This is a genomic window from Rhodobacter sp. SGA-6-6 (assembly GCF_011043545.1).
Lineage (GTDB): Bacteria > Pseudomonadota > Alphaproteobacteria > Rhodobacterales > Rhodobacteraceae > Pseudogemmobacter.
In genome coordinates, this window is the sequence record NZ_JAAKGP010000015.1 from 41030 (window position 1) to 61913 (window position 20884).

The window sequence follows — 20884 nt, forward strand, 5'->3', positions numbered from 1 at the left end:
AAACGCTCGGGGATTGCGGTAGCAGCCCGCGCCGCGGGCCGCAAGGCGGAGGGGGTCACATGGAAAGATTGGTCGCACCGCCGTCCAGCAGGATGTTCTGCCCGACGATGAAACCGGCATGGGCCGAGCAGAGGAAGGCGCAGGCGGCGCCGAATTCCTCGGGTGTGCCGTAGCGGCCGGCGGGGATGGTCGCCATCCGCTCGGCCTGCGCCTCTTCGTAGGAGATGCCCTTCGCCCGCACCACGCCCTGGTCCAGCGCCACCGCCCGGTCGGTGGCATGGATGCCGGGCAGGAGGTTGTTGATGGTGACCCCCCTGCCCGCCACCTGCCGCGCGGTGCCGGCGACGAAGCCGGTCAACCCCGCCCGCGCCGCGTTCGACAGGCCGAGCACCGGGACGGGCGCCTTCACCGAGACAGAGGTGATGTTGACCACCCTGCCCCAGCCGCGCGTCATCATTCCCGGCAGCACCGCCTGCATCAGCGCGATCGGCGTCAGCATGTTGGCGTCCAGCGCCCGGACGAAATCCTCGCGGCCCCAGTCGCTCCACATCCCCGGCGGCGGCCCGCCGGCATTGGTGACCAGGATGTCGGCCTCGTCCCCCGCCGCCGCCAGCACCACCGCGCGGCCCTCCTCGGTGGTGATGTCGGCCGCCACCGCGGTCACCTTCACCCCGGCCTTGCGCAGGTCTTCGGCCGTCGCCTCCAGCGCCTCGGCGCCGCGGGCGCAGATCACCAGATCGACGCCCGCCCCCGCCAATGCCTCGGCACAGCCGCGCCCAAGTCCCTTCGAGGCCGCGCAGACGATTCCCTTCCTGCCGCGAATTCCCAGATCCATGATGCCCTCCGCCCGTTTGCCCCAGCCTAGCGGGCACAACGTCCGCGGGAAACCCCATGCCGCCGATGCAACAATCGCCGCCTTCCGCGGCTTGCGTTTCCGGCCGGGCATTGCCGGCTCCGCCGGGTTTGACCCCCGCCGTCATCCTTTGCTACGGTCCGGCCACCGAAGGTGGGGGCCTTCGCCCCGTCCTTCATCAGAGTCTGCCGACCGCCATGTCCGCCTCCGTCACTCCGCCTCCCGGCCACGCCTGCCAGCTTTTCGCGGCCGAGGACATCTATGTCACCATCGGCGTCAACACCGGCGACGGGCTCGGCCTGCCCGGCGACGTGCTGGAGGGCGACATCTACGAACTCGACGCCGCCGCCCGGCCGCTGCGGCTGGTGATGACCCGCCCGGTGGCGGGGGTGGAGCCGCAGATCGCCGAAGGCTCCGCCGTCGGCGCCCCGGGCGAGGTGGTGCGGATGGCCGCCCGCTACACGCTGATGTCGCCCGACGGCGACAAGGTGGAGCTGCTGCTGCTGCCGGTCTCCGGCCAGCTCTACGTCCTGCCGCTGTCGCCGCTGTCGGCACGGGCCGACTACACGCTGGTCAAGGTCGAGACCGCGCCGGAGGAGACCCGGCTCTCCGACCTGATGTGCGTCTCCTTCGCCCGCGGCACGCTGATCACCCTGGCGACCGGGGCGCAGAAGCCGATCGAGACGCTCCGTCCCGGCGACAAGGTGCTGACCCGCGACCACGGGCCCCAGCCGCTGCGCCTTCTCGGCCGCGCCACCCTGCGCGCCCATGGCGCCTTCGCCCCGGTGGTGATCCTGGCCGGCACCCTGGGCAATTCCGGCGACCTGATCGTCAGCCAGCACCACCGGATGTTCCTTTACCAAAGGAAGCGCATCCCCGGCCTGCCGACCTCGGAACTGCTGGTGCAGGCCAAGCATCTGGTCGACGACGAGAACGTCTTCATCCGCGAGGGCGGCGCGGTGGAGTATTTCTCCCTGGTCTTCGACCGGCACGAGATCGTCTATGCCGAGGGCATCCCCGCCGAAAGCCTGATGGTGAACGACGCCACCGTCAGCCGCCTGCCGCCCGAGATCGCCGCCGAGGTGCAGGCCCGCTTCCCCGGCCTCGCCCAGGTGCAGCATTTCGGCACCGAGGCCGGGCGGCAGTTCCTGTCGCAGGTCGGCCCCGGCGCGCTCTACGCCCCCGCGCGGCGCCAGCGGCGGCGCTAGCCCGGATTTTCGCCGAAAATCCGCGATTCCGAGTTTTCGGCGAAACCTCGTGCCCCGTGGACGCGCCGCGGCAATCCCGCTAGAAGGCGCGCCATGCTGGACAACGCCCCCACCCTCCCCTCGGAAATCGCCCGCCGCCGGACCTTCGCGATCATCGCGCACCCCGACGCCGGCAAGACCACGCTGACCGAAAAGTTCCTGCTGTTCGGCGGCGCGATCCAGATGGCCGGCCAGGTCCGCGCCAAGGGCGAGGCGCGGCGCACGCGGTCGGACTTCCTGAAGCTGGAGCAGGACCGCGGCATCTCGGTCTCCGCCTCGGCCATGTCCTTCGACTTCGGCCGCTACCGCTTCAACCTGGTCGATACCCCCGGCCACAGCGATTTCTCGGAAGACACCTACCGCACCCTGACCGCGGTGGATGCGGCGATCATGGTGATCGACGGCGCCAAGGGGGTGGAAAGCCAGACCCGCAAGCTGTTCGAGGTCTGCCGCCTGCGCGATCTGCCGATCCTGACCTTCTGCAACAAGATGGACCGCGAGGCCCGCGACACCTTCGAGATCATCGACGAGATCCAGGAGAACCTGGCCATCGACGTCACCCCCGCCTCCTGGCCGATCGGCCAGGGCCGCGACTTCCTCGGCGCCTACGACCTTTTGAACGACCGGCTGGAGCTGATGGACCGCGCCGACCGCAACAAGGTGGCGGAATCGGTCAAGCTGGAGGGGCTGGACGATCCGAAACTGGCCGACCACATCCCCGCCGACCTGCTGAAGAAGCTGCGGGAAGAGGTCGAGATGGCGCGCGAACTGCTGCCCGCCTTCGACCGTTCCGCCTTCCTGCACGGCGCGATGACACCGATCTGGTTCGGCTCCGCCATCAACTCCTTCGGGGTGAAGGAACTGATGGAGGGCATCGCCGCCTACGGCCCCGAGCCGCAGCCGCAGAAGGCGGCCGAGCGTCAGGTCGATGCCGGCGAGCCGCGGGTGGCGGGCTTCGTCTTCAAGGTCCAGGCCAACATGGACCCCAAGCACCGCGACCGCGTGGCCTTCGTCCGCCTCGCCTCCGGCCATTTCGAGCGCGGGATGAAGCTGACCCATGTGCGGACGAAGAAGCCGATGGCGGTGACCAACCCGGTGCTGTTCCTTGCCGCCGACCGCGAACTGGCGGAAGAGGCCTGGGCCGGCGACATCATCGGAATCCCCAACCACGGCCAATTGCGCATCGGCGACGCGCTGACCGAGGGCGAGACCCTGCGCTTCACCGGCATCCCCTCTTTCGCGCCGGAACTCTTGCAGAACATCCGCGCCACCGACCCGATGAAGGCCAAGCACCTGGAAAAGGCGTTGATGCAATTCGCCGAGGAGGGCGCAGCCAAGGTGTTCAAGCCGATGATCGGCGCGGGCTTCATCGTCGGCGTGGTCGGCGCGCTGCAATTCGACGTGCTGGCCAGCCGGATCGAGCAGGAATACCAGATTCCCGTGCGCTTCGAGGGGTCGAACTTCACCTCCGCCCGCTGGATCTCCGGCGACAAGGCCGAGATCGAGAAGCTGGTGAACGTCAACAAGCAGCACATCGCCACCGATTCCGACGGCGACCTGGTGTTCCTGACCCGGCTGCAATGGGACATCGACCGGGTGCAGCGCGACTACCCCGGCGCGAAGCTGACGGCCACCAAGGAGATGATGGCCTGATCCCTGCGCCTCCTCGCCCGGGAAGCGACGGGCGAAGCGGCTTGCCAATCCCTTGCGCCGCGCCCAGACTCGCCGCCGGAGGCATGATGTCAGACCCCACCTACCCCGGCGCGCCCGACAGCCTGATCGAGACCTGGAACCTGCGCCGCCGCCCGCTGCGCGGCGCGCGGGGCGAGGGGCTGCCGCCGCTGGACACGGACCTGAAGGCGCTGCTTTCCGCCCGCGTCCCCGCGCGGGAAGAACCGCCCGAGCCCGCCTCGGCCCATGCGCTGAAACGGCACGAGATCCGGCGCGAACTGGCGGGCTTCTCCGAGCTTGCGGCGCTGAACGCCCTGCTGATCGCCCATCTGCGCAAGACCCGCGCCCCGCATCCGGCCGCCCGCCTGTTCCGCCGCATCTGGACCGAGGAGGCCGAGGCGCTGCTGGCGGAACTGCCGCCGCGCTGGCTGATCTCCTCGGTGATCACCTTCGGCGACCACGGCCGGACCGAGGACCAGCGCCGGGTCGGGCTGGCGATGAACATGCTGTTCTCGCTGATGAAGCTTTACGAGTTCGAGCGGCTCTATTCCGGCCTGCCGCCCGACCGCGCCTTCAGGACCCTCCGCAAGTCCCGTGCGGCGCTGCCGCTGGACATGCCCGCCTTCTCGCTGCTCTCGGGCGGCCTCGACATCAACCTCCTGGCGCAGGTCTGGCAGATGGCGCGGGACGAGCCCGTCGCCGGCCGCATCGCCTGCCACCTGCTGCAGATGCTGAACGACGATCCGCGCGGCCTCTTCCGCCGCATCGGCCTGATGCGCGAGGACCTGCGTGCCCTCCGCGCCGACAAGGCCGCAAGACGGGCCGCCGCGGCCGGATAGGTGTCCTGCCTTGACCGCCCCGGGCCGATCCTGTATCGCGCAATATGGGCCAAAAGGCCCGATCCGCGGGGCGCCATGAAGCCAGCGTCCCTTTTCTTCGTGCGGGCCGATCCCGCCATGACAGGACGCTGATGACCAAATTTTCCGACCTCGCGCTGGACCCGCGCGTGCTGCAAGCCGTCTCCGAAGCCGGCTACGAGACCCCCACGCCGATCCAGGCCCAGGCCATCCCCCATGCGCTTGCCGGCCGCGATGTGCTCGGCATCGCCCAGACCGGCACCGGCAAGACGGCGAGCTTCACGCTGCCGATGATCACCCTGCTCGGCCAGGGCCGTGCCCGGGCGCGGATGCCGCGGTCGCTGGTGCTGGCGCCGACGCGCGAACTGGCCGCCCAGGTGGCCGAGAACTTCGAGATCTATGCCAAGCACACCAAGCTGACCAAGGCGCTGCTGATCGGCGGCGTGTCGTTCGGCGAGCAGGACAAGCTGATCGACCGCGGCGTCGACGTGCTGATCGCCACCCCCGGCCGGCTTCTGGACCATTTCGAGCGCGGCAAGCTGCTGCTGACCGGCGTGCAGATCATGGTGGTGGACGAGGCCGACCGGATGCTCGACATGGGCTTCATCCCCGACATCGAGCGCATCTTCCAGCTGACCCCCTTCACCCGGCAGACGCTGTTCTTCAGCGCCACCATGGCGCCGGAGATCGAGCGGATCACCAACACCTTCCTGTCGAACCCCGCCAAGATCGAGGTCGCCCGTCAGGCCACCGCCTCGACCACGATCACGCAGGGGCTGGTCTCCTTCACCCCCACCCGCAAGGATCGCAGCTTCACCGAGAAGCGCGCCGTGCTGCGCGCGCTGATCGCGGCCGAGGGCGAGGCCTGCACCAATGCCATCGTGTTCTGCAACCGCAAGATGGATGTGGACGTGGTGGCGAAGTCGCTGAAATCGCACGGCTTCAACGCCTCGCCGATCCATGGCGACCTGGCGCAGTCGGAACGGATGAAGACGCTGGACGCCTTCCGCGACGGCACGCTGCATATCCTCGTCGCCTCGGACGTGGCGGCGCGGGGGCTGGACATCCCGGCGGTCAGCCATGTCTTCAACTTCGACGTGCCCTCGCACCCCGAGGATTACGTCCACCGCATCGGCCGCACCGGCCGGGCCGGCCGTCTGGGCAAGGCCTTCACCATCGCGGTGCCGACGGATGCGAAATACCTCGCCGCCATCGAATCGCTGGTGAAGCTGGAAATCCCGCGGGCGCCGCTGCCCGAGGGGCTGGACCTCGCCAGCGCCGGCAGCGACCGCCCGCCGCGGGAAGAGCGCAGCCCGCGCGGACGCAGCCGCGACGGCGAGCGCGACAGACGCGAGCGCAAGCCCAAGCCGCATGGCGAAGAGGCGCCGATGCAGCCGCTGACCCCGGTGGCCGAAGCCGCGCCGGAACCGCGGCGCGAGGAGCCCCGCGAGGACCGCCGGGCCGAGCCGCGCGAGGATCGCCGCAGCGGACGCCGCGAGGAGCGGCGCGACTCCGGTCGGGAACAGGGCCGCGAAGACCGCCGTCCGCCCCGCGACCGCCGCGACGACGGGCCCTCCGTGGTCGGCCTGGGCGACCATGTGCCGGACTTCCTGACCCGCAGCTTCGCGCTGAAGGCCGCCCCGGTCGAAGAGGCGGAGCCGGCGGACGAGGCCGCGACCGAAAGCGAGAACTGAAAAGGGGGCCTTGCGGCCCCCTTCCCTTTTCTGGCCGCAAGGCCCCGATTTTTCGTCGAAAAATCGGCTACTCGGCGACCAGGCGGCTGACCACCACCGTCACCTCGGGCTTCTTGCCGATCTCCTCCATCGCCACTTGGCGGACGACCTTGCGGATTTCCTCCTCCAGCCGGTCGTCGTCGCGCAGCACCTTGCGGCCCGCACGCTCCATGTAGTCGGCGAGATCGGCCTCCATGGTCTCGTTCAGCAGACGCCCGCCCTTGCCCTGGTCGGTCAGGCCCATCAACTCCACCCAGGGCTCGCCCATCGGGTCGTCGTTCTCGTCCAGGATCACCGTCACCAGCGCGTGGCCGTTCAGCGCCATGCGGATGCGGTCGCGGATCACCCCGTCCAGCGCACCGATCAGCACCGTGCCGTCCAGATAGACCCGGCCGGTCTCGATATACTCCGCCACCGCCGGGGTCTCGCCGGTCAGGTCCAGCATGGTGCCGTTGACCGCCACCGCGGCGGCGATCCCGGCCTCGTGGGCGATGCGGACATGTTCGGACAGATGGCGGTGCTCGCCATGCATCGGCACCAGCATGTCGGGCAGCAGCAGCCGGTGGACATGCTCCAGGTCCGGCCGGTTGGCATGGCCGGAGACGTGGTAGAGACCGTTCATGTCGTCGATCACCGTCACGCCCATCTCGGAGAAGGCGTTCCAGATCCGGATCACCCCGCGTTCGTTGCCGGGGATGGTGCGGCTGGAGAACAGGAAGCTGTCGCCCGCCTTCATCTCGAAGCCCAGATACCTGCCGCGGCTCAGCGCAGCGCTGGCCGCCCGCCGTTCGCCCTGGCTGCCGGTGACCAGCAGCATCAGGTTGCGGCGGGGGATTTCCAGCGCCTCCTCCGGCGTCACCACGCGGGGGAAGCCCTGCAGCACGCCGGTCTCCTCGGCCGCCGCCAGCATCCGCTTCATCGACCGGCCGAGCACGCAGATCGAGCGGTCGGCGGCGCGGGCGGCTTCCGCCAGCGTCTTCAGCCGGGCGACGTTCGAGCCGAAGGTGGTGGCGACGAACAGCCCCGGCGCCCTGGCGATCAGCTCGGCCAGCGGCCCGGCCAGCGTTGCCTCGGACCGGCCTTGATGCGGCGAGAAGACGTTGGTGGAATCGCACATCAGCGCCTTCACCGGGCGCTCGGCGGCGATGGCCTCCCATCCGGCATCGTCCCAGGGCTCGCCCACCACCGGGCTGCGGTCCAGCTTGAAGTCGCCGGAATGGACGACGCGGCCCGCCGGGGTGTCGATGATCAGCGCGGCGCTTTCCGGGATCGAATGGGCGACCGGCACGAACTGCACCTTGAACGGCCCGGCCTCCACCACCGCGGGCCGCGCCTCGACCGTGGTGATGGCGTCGAGCGGCAGCCCCTCTTCCTCCAGCTTCAGCCGGCCGATGGTGGCGGTGAAGCGGCGGGCGTAGACCTTCTTCTTCAGCTTCGGCCAGAGGAGGCCGAGCGCGCCGATATGGTCCTCATGCGCATGGGTGATGAAGATCGCCTCCAGCCGGTCGACGCGTTCCTCCAGCCAGGCGATGTCGGGCAGGATCACATCCACCCCGGGGGCGCCGTCCATGTCGGGGAAGGTCACCCCCATGTCGACGAGGATCAGCCGCTCCTTCCCGGGCGCGCCGTAGCCGTAGACGTAACAGTTCATGCCGATCTCGCCGGCGCCGCCCAGGGGCAGATAGATCAGGCGATCCTTGCTCATGCGGTTTCCTTGTTGAAGTCGTTGATGAGGACGAGACCGTGCATCGTCAGGTCGTCCTCGATGGAATCGAAGATGTCGGTGCCTTGGGCGAACAGCGCGGCCAGCCCGCCGGTGCCGATGACCTTCGAGGGCCGCGGGCGTTCGCGGCGGACCTCGCGCACGATGCCCTCGATCAGGCCGACATAGCCCCAGTAGACGCCGGACTGCATGCAGGCGACCGTGTTGGTGCCGATAGCTTTCGCCGGCTTGGTCACGTCGACATGCGGCAGCGCGGCGGCGGCCATGTGCAGCGCCTCCAGCGACAGGTTCACCCCGGGCGCGATGACGCCGCCGACATAGGCGCCGTCCTCGTCCACCACGTCGAAGGTGGTGGCGGTGCCGAAATCGACCACGATCAGGTCGCCGCCGTGGCGGGCATGGCCGGCGACCGTGTTCACCAGCCGGTCGGGGCCGACCGTGGTGCCTTGGTCGACACGGGGGGCCACCGGCAGGCGGCAGTCCAGCTTGCCCACCACCAGCGGCCGGCAGTCGAAATAGCGGTTGCAGAGCACGCGCAGGTTGAACACCACCCGGGGCACGGTGGAGGAGATGATCGCCTCGGTGACATGCGCCTCGGTCCCGGTCAGCTTCATCAGGCTGGAGAGCCAGACGTAGTATTCGTCGGCGGTGCGCTGGTGGTCGGTGGCGATGCGCCAGGTGGCGAGGAACTGCCGGCCGTCCCAGATCGAGAAGACGGTGTTGGTGTTGCCGCAGTCGATGGCAAGAAGCATGGGCGTCTCTCGGGTTTCGGCCGCGGGACCGGGGGTTTCACACCCCCGGACCCCCGTGGAGTATTTCGGCCAAGGTGAAATGGCGCGGGGTCAGAAGAACACCTCGGCGGCGGGAATGGCAAGGGTGGCGCTGGCGGTGCGCAGGATCAGGTTGCCGGTCGCGTCCACCGTCTCGAAGATGCCCTCGCGGGTGTCGGTGCCGGTGCGGGCTGTGATCCTTTTGCCCAGCCGGGCGGCATGGGCCAGCCAGTCGGGGCGCAGCGCGGCGAAGCCGCCCTGCGCGAAGGCGGCCTCGCGGGCGGCATAGGCGGGGGCGAGGGCGTTCAGGAACCCCTCGGGGGTGATCCGCAGGCCGGTCTCCTGCAGCAGGCCGACCGGGGGGACTGCGCCGGGCTCGACGGCGCTGGCCGGCGGCGCGGCGATCAGGTTGACGCCGATGCCGATGGCGAGGATGTCGCCCGAGGCCTCCAGCAGGATTCCCGCCACCTTGCCGCCGTTCAGGAGGACATCGTTCGGCCATTTCAGCGCGAAGGACTCCGGCAGGCCGGTCAGCGCCACGAAGGCGTCGCGCAGCGCCAGCGCGGCCACGAAGCTGCGCAGCGCCACCTGCGCCGGCGGCTCCGCCACCCGCATCGCCAGCGTGCCGTGGAAATTGCCGGGCGGCGAGGTCCAGGGCCGCGCACGGCGTCCCCGCCCCGCCGTCTGCTCGGCCGCCAGAATCCACAGCGGCCCCGTCAGCGACGGGGCCTGCCGGAAGGCCTCGGCATTGGTGCTGTCAACCGAAGCCAGCATCAGCCGGCCCGGCCCGCCGTCACTTCTGGACAAGGGCCTGCGCCGCCACCGCCGCCGAGCCTTCGATGCCGAAGAGGTTGATCACGCCGAGCAGCATCACCGCCGCCGCCGCCATCAGCATCACCCATTGCACCGGGTCCATCCGGCTGTCGGCCGGGTCGTCGCCGCTGCCGAAATACATGTAGTAGACGATGCGCAGGTAGTAGAAGGCGCCGATGACCGATGCCACCGCGCCGGCCACCGCCAGCCAGACCATGCCGCCGTCCACCGCCGCCTTCAGCACGTAGAACTTGCCGAAGAAGCCCACCATCGGCGGCACCCCGGCCAGGCTGAACAGCAGCACCAGCAGCGCCATCGCCTTCAGCGGTTCCTTCTTCGAGAACTGGTTCAGGGAGGCCAGGTCGGTGACCGGGCGGCCGTCCCGCTCCATCGACAGGATGAAGGCGAAGGTGCCGACGTTCATGGTGACGTAGATCGCCATGTAGATCAGCGTCGCCTGCACGCCATAGGCGGTGCCGACCGCCAGGCCGATCAGCGCATAGCCCATGTGGGCGATCGAGGAATAGGCCATCAGCCGCTTGAACTCGGTCTGGCCGATGGCGGCGACGGCGCCGAGGAACATCGACACCACCGACAGCGCCGCCAGCACCTGTCCCCACTGGCCGGGGATGGCGCCGAAGGCGTCCTGCACCAGCCGGGCGATCAGCGCCATGGCGGCGACCTTGGGCGCGGTGGCGAAGAAGGCGGTGACCGGCGTGGGCGAGCCCTCGTAGACATCCGGCGTCCACATGTGGAAGGGCGCGGCGGAGACCTTGAAGGCCAGGCCCGAGAGCATGAACACCAGACCGATCAGCAGGCCCACCGGCACATCCGCGCCCAGCTTGGCGATGATGCCGGAGAAGAGCGTGGTGCCGGCATAGCCATAGGCCAGCGAGGCGCCGTAAAGCAGCAGGCCCGAGGACAGCGCGCCGAGGACGAAGTATTTCAGCCCGGCCTCGGTGGATTTCACGCTATCGCGGCGCATGGCGGCGACGACGTAAAGCGCCAGCGACTGCAACTCCAGCCCCATGTAGAGCGCCATCAGGTCGCCGGCCGAGACCATCATCATCATGCCGAGCACGGCCAGCGCCACCAGCACCGGGAACTCGAACCGCAGGAGGCCGGTGCGGGACATGTAGTCCTGGCTCATCGCCAGCACCGCGGCGGCGGAGAGGAGGACGGTCACCTTGGCGAAGCGGGCGAAGGGGTCGTCGATGAACATGCCGCCGAAGGCCAGTCGGTCACCCTGCCCGCCGAGGCCGATCCACAGCGCCAGCGCGACGAAAAGGCCCACCGTGGCCCAGGTCAGCGTCACCGCCAGCCGATCCTTGCCGGTGTAGACCGCCAGCAGAAGCGCGGCCATGGCCCAGATCCCAAGCACGATCTCGGGCAGGACGATGACGTAATCGGGAACTGCGCTCATATTCCGGTCCTCAGTGCAGCGCCAGCCCGGCCGCGTCGGCGGCCGGAAGCGAGGCGTGGTAGTCGGTGATCAGCGCCGAGACGGACGGGCCGATGATGTCGGTGACAAGGCTGGGGTAGACGCCGAGGATCAGCGTCATCGCGATCAGCGGCGCGAAGATCGCCTTCTCGCGCCCGGTCATGTCCGAGATGGTGCGCAGCGCCTCCTTGATAAGGTCGCCGAAGACGACCCGGCGGTAGAGCCACAGAGCATAGGCCGCCGACAGGATCACGCCCGAGGTCGCCACCGCGGCCACCCAGGTGTTGACCTGGAAGATGCCCATCAGGGTCAGAAACTCGCCGATGAAACCGCTGGTGCCGGGCAGGCCGACGTTGGCCATGGTGAAGAACATGAACACCAGCGCATAGGCGGGCATCCGGTTCACCAGACCGCCATAGGCGTCGATCTCGCGGGTGTGCATCCGGTCGTAGATCACGCCGACGCAAAGGAAGAGGGCGCCGGAGATGAAGCCGTGGCTCAGCATCTGGAAGATCGCGCCGTCGATACCCTGCTGGTTGGCCGCGAAGATGCCCATGGTGACATAACCCATGTGCGCGACCGAGGAATAGGCGATCAGCTTCTTCATGTCGCTCTGCACCAGCGCCACCAGCGAGGTGTAGACGATGGCGATAGCCGACATCCAGAACACCAGCGGCGCCAGCAGGTCGGACGCCACCGGGAACATCGGCAGGCTGAAGCGCAGGAAGCCGTAGCCGCCCATCTTCAGCAGGATCGCCGCCAGCACCACCGACCCGGCGGTCGGCGCCTGGACGTGGGCGTCGGGCAGCCAGGTGTGGACCGGCCACATCGGCATCTTCACCGCGAAGCTGGCGAAGAAGGCCAGGAACAGCAGCGTCTGCAGGCCGCCGGTGATCTGGAAGCCCATCAGCGACAGGGTCTCGGACGAGAACTCGTGCGTCAGGAGCGCCACATTGCCGTCGCCGCAGCCGCCGATGCAGGTGGTGCCCGCTGCGCGATACATCGCGATCATGGCGACCAGCATCAGCACCGAGCCGAGGAAGGTGTAGAGGAAGAACTTGAAGGCGGCGTAGATGCGGTCCTTGCCGCCCCAGATGCCGATGATCAGGAACATCGGGATCAGCCCGGCCTCGAAGAACAGGTAGAACAGCACCAGGTCAAGTGCGGTGAAGACGCCCAGCATCAGGGTCTCCAGCACCAGGAAGGCGATCATGTAGTCCTTGACCCGGGCGGTGACGTCCCAGCAGGACCAGATCACGATCGGCATCAGGAAGGTGGTCAGCATCACGAACAGGATCGAGATGCCGTCCACCCCCATCCGGTAGGTCAGGCCCAGGATCCATTCCCGCTCGGTCACGAACTGGAAGCCGGTGTTCGACGGATCGAAGCCGGCCAGCAGGAACAGCGAGACCAGGAAGGTCGCGGTGGTGGTGAACAGCGCCAGCCGCTTGGCGCCCATCTGCGCGGCGGCATCGTCGCCGCGCATGAACAGCGCCATGATGACCGCCGCCACCAGCGGCAGGAAGGTGATGATCGAGAGGAGTTGTTGTTCCATTTTTGCTCGGTCCCGCCCTTACCCGGCGCCGCCAGAAAGCACCATCCAGGTGACGAGGATCACGATCCCCAGCACCATGGCGAAGGCGTAGTGGAAGAGATAGCCGGACTGCGCCCGGCCGGCGAGGCGGGTGAAGAAGGGAACGATCCCCATCGCCACGCCGTTGATGGTGCCGTCGATCACCGAGCCGTCGCCCTTCTTCCACAGGAAGCGGCCGATGGCCTTGGCCGGGCGGACGAAGATCCAGTCGTAGAGCTCGTCGAAATACCACTTGTTCAGGAGGAACAGGTAGAGCGGGCGCTGCTGCGCCGCCAGGCGCCGCGGCAGGTCGGGGCGGCGGATGTAGAACAGCCAGGCCAGGGCGAAGCCGATCAGCATGGCGACGAAGGGCGAGACCTTCACCCATTTCGGCGCCTCGTGCGCTTCGTGGATGACATGGTTGTCCGGGTGCAGGAAGATCGCGCCCTTCGGTGCGATGGCCGGGGCGGCGGCGTGGTCCGCGGCCGGGGCGGCCTCGCCCTCGGCGGCGATCGCCTCGCCTTCCGCCGGGGCGGCAGCGTGGTCGCCCTCGGCGGCAGCGGGATCGTCGCCATGCTCGGTGGCATGGGCGGCGGCTTCCATGCCGAACCAGCTGCGCATCTTCGCCTCGTCGCCGAAGAACACGCCATACCACAGCATCCCCGAGAACACCGCGCCAAGCGCCAGCACCCCCAGCGGGACCAGCATCACCGCCGGGCTTTCGTGCGGCTCGTGGTGATGGCCGTGATCGTCGTGGCCGTGGTCATCGTGCCCGTGATGGCCGTGCCCATGGGCGCGGCTTTCGCCGTAGAAGGTCAGGAACATCAGCCGCCAGGAGTAGAAGCTGGTGAAGCAGGCCGCCACGACCAGAAGGATATAGGCATAGGAGGACCCGACCCAGGCGCTTTCGATCACCGCGTCCTTCGACAGGAAGCCGGCGAAACCCCAATGGGTCAGCGGGATGCCGACGCCGGTGATGGCGAGCGTGCCGATCAGCATCGCCCAGAAGGTCAGCGGGATCTTCTTCCGCAGGCCCCCATAGTTGCGCATGTCTTGCTCGTGATGGGTGGCATGGATCACCGAGCCGGCGCCGAGGAACAGCATCGCCTTGAAGAAGGCATGGGTGAAGAGGTGGAACATCGCCACCGGATAGACGCCCACCCCGGCGGCCACGAACATGTAGCCGAGCTGCGAACAGGTCGAATAGGCGATCACCCGCTTGATGTCGTTCTGCACCAGGCCCACGGTCGCCGCGAAGAAGGCGGTGGTGGCGCCGATCACGACGATCATCGTCTTGGCATCGGGCGCATATTCATAGAGCGGCGACATCCGGCAGACCAGGAACACCCCGGCCGTCACCATGGTCGCGGCGTGGATCAGCGCCGACACCGGGGTCGGTCCCTCCATCGCGTCCGGCAGCCAGGTGTGCAGGAACAGCTGCGCCGATTTCCCCATCGCGCCGACGAACAGCAGCACCCCGATCAGGTTGGCGGCGTTCCAGTCGGCCCAGAGGAAGCGCAGCTCGGTCTCGGCCAGCGCCGGGGCGGCGGCGAAGACATCGTCGAAGCGGATGCTGTCGGTCAGGTAGTAAAGCCCGAAGATGCCGAGCGCGAAGCCGAAGTCGCCGACCCGGTTGACCACGAAGGCCTTGATCGCGGCGGCATTGGCGGAAGGCTTGCGGTAGTAGAAGCCGATCAGCAGGTAGGAGGCGACGCCCACCCCTTCCCAGCCGAAGAACATCTGCACCAGGTTGTCCGAGGTCACCAGCGCCAGCATGGCGAAGGTGAAGAACGACAGATAGGCGAAGAAGCGGGCCTTGTAATGCTCGCCCTCGCGCCAGTTCTCGTCATGCGCCATGTAGCCGAAGCTATAGAGGTGGACCAAGGCAGACACCGAGTTCACCACCACCAGCATGATCGCCGTCATCCGGTCCAGCCGGATGCCCCATTCCGACCCCAGCGTGCCGGATTCGATCCAGCGCAGGATGGTGATGTGCTGGGTTTCGCCGTCGAAGGTCAGGAAGATGACCCAGCTGAGGATCGCCGCCAGGAAGACCGCGCCGGTGGTCAGCACTTGGCCCGCCTTCTCGCCGATGATCCGCCAGCCGAAGCCGCAGATGATGGCCCCGATCAGAGGTGCGAAGAGGATGATCGTCGCCATTTACTCGGTCCTGCCCTGGCTGGAGGCGCAACGGGCGGACCCGCAGCGCGTCGATTGGAATTCGTCCGCCTTGACGGACCCGCTCTCGCGGCAGTTCTCGCATTCGAGATCGACCATGCGGCCCTGCAGGGCCGTCACGCGCATCCCGAAGACATTGGTGTCCCCCACCCGCACGGCCATGGCCCTAGCCCTTCATCACGTTGACGTCTTCCACGTCGATGGTGCCGCGGTTGCGGAAGAAGACGACGAGGATGGCAAGGCCGATGGCGGCCTCGGCCGCGGCGACAGTGAGGACGAACATGGTGAAGACCTGCCCGGTCAGGTCGCCGAGGAAGGAGGAGAAGGCGACGAGGTTGATGTTCACCGCCAGCAGCATCAGCTCGATCGACATCAGGATGACGATCACGTTCTTCCGGTTCAGGAAGATCCCGAAGATGCCGATGACGAACAGCGCCGCCGCCACCGTCAGGTAATGTTCAAGTCCCACCATCTCTCGTTCCCTCCGGGTCTGATGCCCGTTGTCTTTCCGTTGTCAGCCCGGCCTTCGCGCGAAGTCCGGTGCGATTGTCCCACGCGGAAATCGCTGTCAGAGCCCCTGCCCCGGCTTCACGTCCTTCAGTTCCAGCGCCTTGGCCGGGTCGCGCCACATCTGGGCCAGCACGTTCTGCCGCTTGATGTCCTTCCTGTGCCGCAGCGTCAGCAGGATCGCCCCGATCATGGCGACCAGCAGGATCATCCCCGCCGCCTGGAACAGGTAGATATAGCGGTCGTAGATCAGCAGACCGAGCGCGCGGGCATTGTCCACCCCGTCCAGCGCGGTGGAGCGCTGCACCTCGCCCCAGGCGCCCAGGCCGATGGCCAACTGCATGATCAGCACCACCCCGATCAGCAGCGCCAGCGGCATGTAGCGCGCCATCTCGCCCTTCAGCGCGGCGAAGTCGATGTCCAGCATCATCACCACGAAGAGGAACAGCACCGCGACGGCGCCGACATAGACGATCATCAGCAGCATCGCCACGAACTCCGCCCCGAGAAGGACGAAGAGCCCGGCCGAGGACAGGAAGGCCAGGATCAGCCACAGCACCGAATGCACCGGGTTCCTTGCCACCGTCACCATCAGCCCCGCCGCCACCGTCACCAGCGCGAAGAGGTAAAAGACAAAATCGGCCACGGTCATGCTGTGCCTTCCTTCTTCTCGGCGAAGACGCCCTGCGCCAGTTCCAGCGCCTTCTGCATGGCGGGCAGGCCGCCGAACATGCTCATCTGCCAGATCACCTCGGCGATCTCGCGTTCCGTGGCGCCCGCCTCGAGCGCATGGCGCACGGTGGCCTTGATCTGCGGCTCGGCCTGCGCGCCGAGCACGGTCAGCGCGGCCAGGGTCAGGAACAGCCGGGTCTTGGCGTCCAGCCCCTCGCGGTTGAAGGTCTTGCCGAACCACATCTCCATCATGTCCTTCGACATGGTGGGGAACATCTTGTCGAGACCCGGCATCTGGACGTTCTCCAGCGCCGGGTTGAAGGCGCGCAGCATCTCCTGCCCGCTTTCCATCATCTGCTGGATCATCCTGGTGTAGGCTTCGGTCATCCCTGGCTCACCCCTTGTTCAGCGATAGGGCGCGTCGAGTTCGAGGTTGCGGGCTATCTCGGCCTCCCACCGCGCGCCGTTCGCCAGCAGCTTGTCCTTGGTGTAGAACAGCTCCTCGCGGGTCTCGGTGGAAAACTCGAAGTTCGGGCCTTCGACGATGGCATCGACCGGGCAGGCCTCCTGGCAGAAGCCGCAGTAAATGCATTTCGTCATGTCGATGTCATAGCGGGTGGTGCGGCGGCTGCCGTCCTCGCGCGGCTCGGCATCGATGGTGATCGCCTGCGCGGGGCAGACCGCCTCGCACAGCTTGCAGGCGATGCAGCGCTCCTCGCCGTTCGGATATCGGCGCAGCGCATGTTCGCCGCGGAAGCGGGGCGACAGCGGCCCCTTCTCGTGCGGATAGTTCAGCGTCGGCTTCGGCGCGAAGAAATAGCGCATCCCAAGGGCAAAGCCCTTGATGAAATCCACCATCAGGAAATAGCGCGTGGCGCGGTTCCAGTCGATGTTGGCCATCACTTGATCCCCAGCTTCTCTTCGACATGCTCGACACGCTTGTCGATCTGACCGATCACGTTGCTCAATCCGAAGATCATCATCGTGTGACCGTGCAGTTCGGATTTCACGTCGTCGAATTCCGCACGCATGTTGGCTTCCAGTTCATCGAAACGCACATCCATGCGCTTCAGGTCCTCGCGGATCAGCCGCAGCTGCTCCAGCACCAGGTTGTCGACGCTCTGCCCCATCGCTCAGCCCCCCACCGCCCAGCGGGCCCAGAAGCCGCCGAGCACTTCGAACTTGGCCAGGAAGGCCACGATCACCACCCAGCCGATGGACATCGGCAGGAACACCTTCCAGCCGATCCGCATCAGCTGGTCGTAGCGGTAGCGGGGGACGATGGCCTTCACCATGGCGAACATGAAGAAGAAGAACCACATCTTCGCCACCATCCACCACCAGCCGTCGGCCAGTCCCGGGATCGGCGACAGCCAGCCGCCGAAGAACAGCAGGCTGATCAGCGCGCACATCAGGAAGATGGCGATGTATTCGCCGGCCATGAACAAGAGGTAGGGGGTGGAGGAATATTCCACCATGAAGCCCGCGACCAGTTCCGACTCCGCCTCGGGCAGGTCGAAGGGCGGGCGGTTGGTCTCGGCCAGCGCCGAGACGAAGAACAGCACCACCATCGGCAGGTGCGGCAGCCAATACCAGCCGAACAGCCCGTAGCCGGTGTCCTGCGCCCCGACGATGGCCGAGAAGTTCAGGCTGCCGGTCGAGATGATGATGCCGATGATGATCAGGCCCAGGCTGACCTCGTAGGAGATCATCTGCGCCGCGGACCGCAGGGACCCGAGGAAGGCGTATTTGGAGTTCGACGCCCACCCGCCCATGATCACGCCGTAGACCTCCAGCGAGGACACCGCGAAGACGAAGAGGATGGCGACGTTGATGTCGGCCAGCACCCAGCCGCTGTCGAAGGGGATCACCGCCCAGGCCAGGATCGCCAGCACGAAGCTCAGCATCGGCGCCAGGAAGAACACCGGGCGGTCGACGCCGGCCGGGATCACGATCTCCTTCACCACGTATTTCAGCGCGTCGGCCACCGACTGCAGGATGCCCCAGGGCCCCACCACGTTCGGCCCCCGCCGCATCTGCACCGCGGCCCAGACCTTGCGGTCGGCATAGACCAGGAACAGGAGGGACAGCATCACGAAGGCCACGATCAGCAGGCTTTGCGCCGCGATCAGGATGGCCGTCCCCAGGGTCGTGTCGAAGAAGCTCATGTTCCGTCCCTTACACCGTCGGTATGCCCAGTTCCCCGCAGTCCCGCACCGTCACCTCGGCGTCGATCGTGCGCGTTCCCCGCGGCAGCGCGGCCGAGATGAGGTAGACCGCATCCCCCCGCCAGGTCTCTTTCGTCTTCGCCACCTGCGTCCGCACGTGGCGCGCGAATCCGAAGCCCCGGATCAGCGCATATTGGGCCGCCGCGCAGCGGCCGTAGGTCTCGACATCGGCCTCGTCCCGGGCGCCGGTCATGGCGACGCGGAAGTTCACCATGTCGCCGTCCAGGAGGATCGTCTCGATCCCCAGATAGGACGGAGCGCGCGGACCCTGTGACACCTCCTGCCCCCCCGCGCAAGCCCCGACCGCCGCGGCCGCGGCGATCATCAGGCTGCTGGGAAGACGGTTCGGCATCGGCCTACTCCGCCGCCAGCGGCTGCGCCGCGCGGGCCTTGGCCATGGCCGACAGCTCGGCCATCACCGCCGAGGCGCGGGCGATGGGGTTGGTCAGGTAGAAGTCCTTGATCGCATTGCGGAAGCTGGCCTTGGCCGGCACCTTCACCGGCAGCGGCTGCCAGGCGTTCTCGGCTACCTCGTCGATGCGGCCCAGATGCGGATGCGCCGCCACCAGCGCCGTCCGCAGCCCCGCCAGCGAGTCCCAGGGCAGTTGCGCCCCGAGTTCCGCCGACAGCGCCCGCAGGATCGCCCAGTTCTCCTTGGCCTCGCCGGGCGCGAAGCCCGCGCGCAGCGCCAGCTGCGGCCGGCCCTCGGTGTTGACGAAGAGGCCGTTCTCCTCGGTATAGGCCGCGCCCGGCAGGATGATGTCGGCGCGGTTGGCGCCGCGGTCGCCGTGGCTGCCCTGGTAGATCACGAACGGGCCGGGCGCGATCTCCACCTCGTCGGCGCCGAGGTTGTAGATCACCTCCGCGCCCTCGGTGGCGGCGGCCAGCCCGCCTTCGGTGCAGGCGCCCACGTCCATCGCACCGACGCGGGCGGCGGCGGTGTGCAGCACCAGCAGCTTGCCGCCCGCCCCCGCTGCATAGGCCATGGCCTGCGACAGAACGGCCTCGCCATCCGCCTCGTTCAGCGCACCCTGGCCGACGATGACCAGCGTGTCGGGCTTCTCGGTCACCCGGCCGACCAGATCGACCAGGGCTGCACGGTCGCTGCCCATGTGCTTGTAGTCGTAGGTCAGGTCCGCCGCCTCGCCGATCAGCCCGACCTGCGCGCCGTTAGCCCAGGCCTTGCGGATGCGGGCGTTCAGCACCGGGGATTCGATGCGGGGATTGGTGCCGATCAGCAGGATGGTCTTCGCCGTGTCGATGTCCTCGATCCGGGCGGTGCCGACATAGGCCGAGCGGTTGCCGATGGGCAGCCGCGCGCCGTCGGTGCGGCATTCGACATGGCCCCCCAGCCCCTCGACCAGCAGTTTCAGGCTGTAGGCGGCCTCCACCGGAGCCAGGTCGCCGACCAGGCCGACCACCTTCTTCCCCGTCATCGCCGCCGCGGCGGCGGCCAGCGCCTCGCCCCAGCCGGCCTTGCGCAGCCGGCCGTTCTCGCGGATATAGGGCGTGTCCAGCCGCTGGCGGCGCAACCCGTCCCAGATGAAGCGGGTCTTGTCCGAGATCCATTCCTCGTTCACGCCGTCATGGTTGCGCGGCAGGATCCGCATCACCTCGCGCCCCTTGGTGTCGACGCGGATGTTGGAGCCGAGCGCATCCATCACGTCGATGCTTTCGGTCTTGGTCAGTTCCCAGGGCCGGGCGGTGAAGGCATAGGGCTTCGAGGTCAGCGCGCCGACCGGGCAGAGGTCGATGATGTTGCCCTGCAGGTTGGAATCCAGCGTCATGTTCAGGTAGCTGGTAATCTCGGCGTCTTCCCCGCGGCCGGTCTGGCCCATCTGGGTGATCCCCGCCACCTCGGTGGTGAAACGCACGCAGCGGGTGCAGGAGATGCAGCGCGTCATCGCCGTCTCGACCAGCGGGCCGAGGTTCAGGTCCTCGGAGGCCCGCTTCGGCTCGCGGTAACGCGAGAAGTCCACGCCATAGGCCATGGCCTGGTCCTGCAGGTCGCATTCGCCGCCCTGGTCGCAGATCGGGCAATCCAGCGGGTGGTTGATCAGCAGGAATTCCATCACGCCCTCGCGGGCCTTCTTCACCATCGGCGAGGTGGTCTTGACCACCGGCGCCTCGCCGTTCAGGCCGGGCCGCAGGTCGCGCACCTGCATCGCGCAGCTGGCCGCGGGCTTCGGCGGGCCGCCGACGACCTCGACCAGACACATCCGGCAGTTGCCGGCGATGGACAGCCGCTCATGGTAGCAGAAGCGCGGGATTTCCACCCCGGCGACCTCGGCCGCCTGGATGATCGTCATCGCGCCATCCACCTCGACCTCGATGCCGTCGATGTTGATCTTCTTGAGGTTGGTCATTTGCGAGCTTCCAGTTCCTGCACCCGGCGCTTCAACGCCGCAATCTCGTCGCGGATTTCGTCCATGCCTTCGCCATGCCGTTCGGTCGCCACCTGCGCGACCCCGGCCACCCCCATCGCGGTCACGACGGCATCGTGCGACTCGTCGACCCGCCGCTCGACGCGCTGCAGGCGCCGCCCGTCCTCGACCTGCTGGGAGCGGATTTCCCGCAGGAGCCGCAGCACGACGTTGTTCTCGGTCTCGCCCATCGTC

21 protein-coding genes are annotated in these 20884 nt (G+C 67.8%); 4 read left to right on the forward strand and 17 right to left on the reverse strand.

Annotated elements, in window-relative coordinates; all coding sequences use genetic code 11:
• Positions 1–55: 55 nt before the first annotated feature.
• Entirely contained in the window at positions 56–835 is a 780-nt protein-coding gene (locus tag G5B31_RS18470) for an SDR family oxidoreductase (RefSeq protein ID WP_165019692.1), read from the reverse strand.
• A gap of 215 nt (positions 836–1050) precedes the next feature.
• On the opposite strand from G5B31_RS18470, the gene G5B31_RS18475 reads away from it, so the two are divergent.
• From G5B31_RS18475 to G5B31_RS18490, 4 genes are all read left to right on the forward strand, one after another.
• Entirely contained in the window at positions 1051–2061 is a 1011-nt protein-coding gene (locus tag G5B31_RS18475; RefSeq protein WP_165019693.1) for a Hint domain-containing protein, read from the forward strand.
• Between the two features lie 93 nt (positions 2062–2154).
• Entirely contained in the window at positions 2155–3753 is a 1599-nt protein-coding gene (locus G5B31_RS18480) for a peptide chain release factor 3 (protein WP_165019694.1), read from the forward strand.
• An 86-nt stretch (positions 3754–3839) separates the two neighbouring features.
• The gene (locus G5B31_RS18485) at positions 3840–4610 is read left to right on the forward strand and encodes a hypothetical protein (protein WP_165019695.1); all 771 of its coding nucleotides are present in this window, start codon (positions 3840–3842) and stop codon (positions 4608–4610) included.
• A gap of 131 nt (positions 4611–4741) precedes the next feature.
• The gene (locus G5B31_RS18490) at positions 4742–6322 is read left to right on the forward strand and encodes a DEAD/DEAH box helicase (protein ID WP_165019696.1); all 1581 of its coding nucleotides are present in this window, start codon (positions 4742–4744) and stop codon (positions 6320–6322) included.
• Between the two features lie 67 nt (positions 6323–6389).
• Here the strand turns inward: G5B31_RS18490 and G5B31_RS18495 are convergent, their stop codons facing one another.
• The 16 genes from G5B31_RS18495 to G5B31_RS18570 form a co-directional block, all read right to left on the reverse strand.
• Positions 6390–8066 (reverse strand): ribonuclease J, encoded by a 1677-nt coding sequence (locus G5B31_RS18495; protein ID WP_165019697.1) that lies wholly within the window; start codon positions 8064–8066, stop codon positions 6390–6392.
• Positions 8063–8836 (reverse strand): type III pantothenate kinase, encoded by a 774-nt coding sequence (locus tag G5B31_RS18500; protein WP_165019698.1) that lies wholly within the window; start codon positions 8834–8836, stop codon positions 8063–8065. The genes G5B31_RS18495 and G5B31_RS18500 overlap by 4 nt, the downstream gene beginning before the upstream one ends.
• Before the next feature lie 90 nt (positions 8837–8926).
• Complete coding sequence (locus tag G5B31_RS18505) at positions 8927–9628, reverse strand: biotin--[acetyl-CoA-carboxylase] ligase (RefSeq protein WP_165019699.1); 702 nt, start codon at positions 9626–9628, stop codon at positions 8927–8929.
• A gap of 19 nt (positions 9629–9647) precedes the next feature.
• Positions 9648–11090, reverse strand: a complete 1443-nt coding sequence (gene nuoN, locus G5B31_RS18510) for an NADH-quinone oxidoreductase subunit NuoN (RefSeq protein ID WP_165019700.1) — start codon at positions 11088–11090, stop codon at positions 9648–9650.
• A gap of 10 nt (positions 11091–11100) precedes the next feature.
• On the reverse strand, positions 11101–12663 hold the full coding sequence (locus G5B31_RS18515; protein ID WP_165019701.1) for an NADH-quinone oxidoreductase subunit M: 1563 nt from the start codon (positions 12661–12663) through the stop codon (positions 11101–11103).
• An 18-nt stretch (positions 12664–12681) separates the two neighbouring features.
• Entirely contained in the window at positions 12682–14841 is a 2160-nt protein-coding gene (gene nuoL, locus G5B31_RS18520; RefSeq protein ID WP_165019702.1) for an NADH-quinone oxidoreductase subunit L, read from the reverse strand.
• A complete protein-coding gene (locus G5B31_RS18525; RefSeq protein WP_165019703.1) occupies positions 14842–15021 on the reverse strand; it encodes a hypothetical protein in 180 nt (59 codons plus the stop codon). It abuts the gene before it with no gap.
• A gap of 4 nt (positions 15022–15025) precedes the next feature.
• Complete coding sequence (nuoK, locus tag G5B31_RS18530) at positions 15026–15331, reverse strand: NADH-quinone oxidoreductase subunit NuoK (RefSeq protein ID WP_165019704.1); 306 nt, start codon at positions 15329–15331, stop codon at positions 15026–15028.
• A gap of 96 nt (positions 15332–15427) precedes the next feature.
• Positions 15428–16018: an NADH-quinone oxidoreductase subunit J gene (locus G5B31_RS18535; RefSeq protein WP_165019705.1), complete on the reverse strand. Its 591-nt coding sequence runs from the start codon at positions 16016–16018 to the stop codon at positions 15428–15430.
• Entirely contained in the window at positions 16015–16425 is a 411-nt protein-coding gene (locus G5B31_RS18540; protein ID WP_165019706.1) for a carboxymuconolactone decarboxylase family protein, read from the reverse strand. The genes G5B31_RS18535 and G5B31_RS18540 overlap by 4 nt, the downstream gene beginning before the upstream one ends.
• Before the next feature lie 18 nt (positions 16426–16443).
• Entirely contained in the window at positions 16444–16938 is a 495-nt protein-coding gene (gene nuoI, locus G5B31_RS18545; RefSeq protein ID WP_165019707.1) for an NADH-quinone oxidoreductase subunit NuoI, read from the reverse strand.
• Complete coding sequence (locus G5B31_RS18550; protein WP_165019708.1) at positions 16938–17168, reverse strand: hypothetical protein; 231 nt, start codon at positions 17166–17168, stop codon at positions 16938–16940. Before G5B31_RS18550 ends, nuoI begins: the two co-directional genes overlap by 1 nt.
• A 3-nt stretch (positions 17169–17171) precedes the next feature.
• Complete coding sequence (gene nuoH, locus G5B31_RS18555) at positions 17172–18206, reverse strand: NADH-quinone oxidoreductase subunit NuoH (protein ID WP_165019709.1); 1035 nt, start codon at positions 18204–18206, stop codon at positions 17172–17174.
• Between the two features lie 10 nt (positions 18207–18216).
• Positions 18217–18618, reverse strand: a complete 402-nt coding sequence (locus tag G5B31_RS18560) for a hypothetical protein (RefSeq protein ID WP_394352143.1) — start codon at positions 18616–18618, stop codon at positions 18217–18219.
• Between the two features lie 4 nt (positions 18619–18622).
• Positions 18623–20632, reverse strand: coding sequence for an NADH-quinone oxidoreductase subunit NuoG (nuoG, locus tag G5B31_RS18565; protein WP_165019710.1), 2010 nt, complete (start codon positions 20630–20632; stop codon positions 18623–18625).
• A complete protein-coding gene (locus G5B31_RS18570) occupies positions 20629–20880 on the reverse strand; it encodes a hypothetical protein (protein WP_165019711.1) in 252 nt (83 codons plus the stop codon). Before G5B31_RS18570 ends, nuoG begins: the two co-directional genes overlap by 4 nt.
• Between the last annotated feature and the right edge of the window lie 4 nt (positions 20881–20884).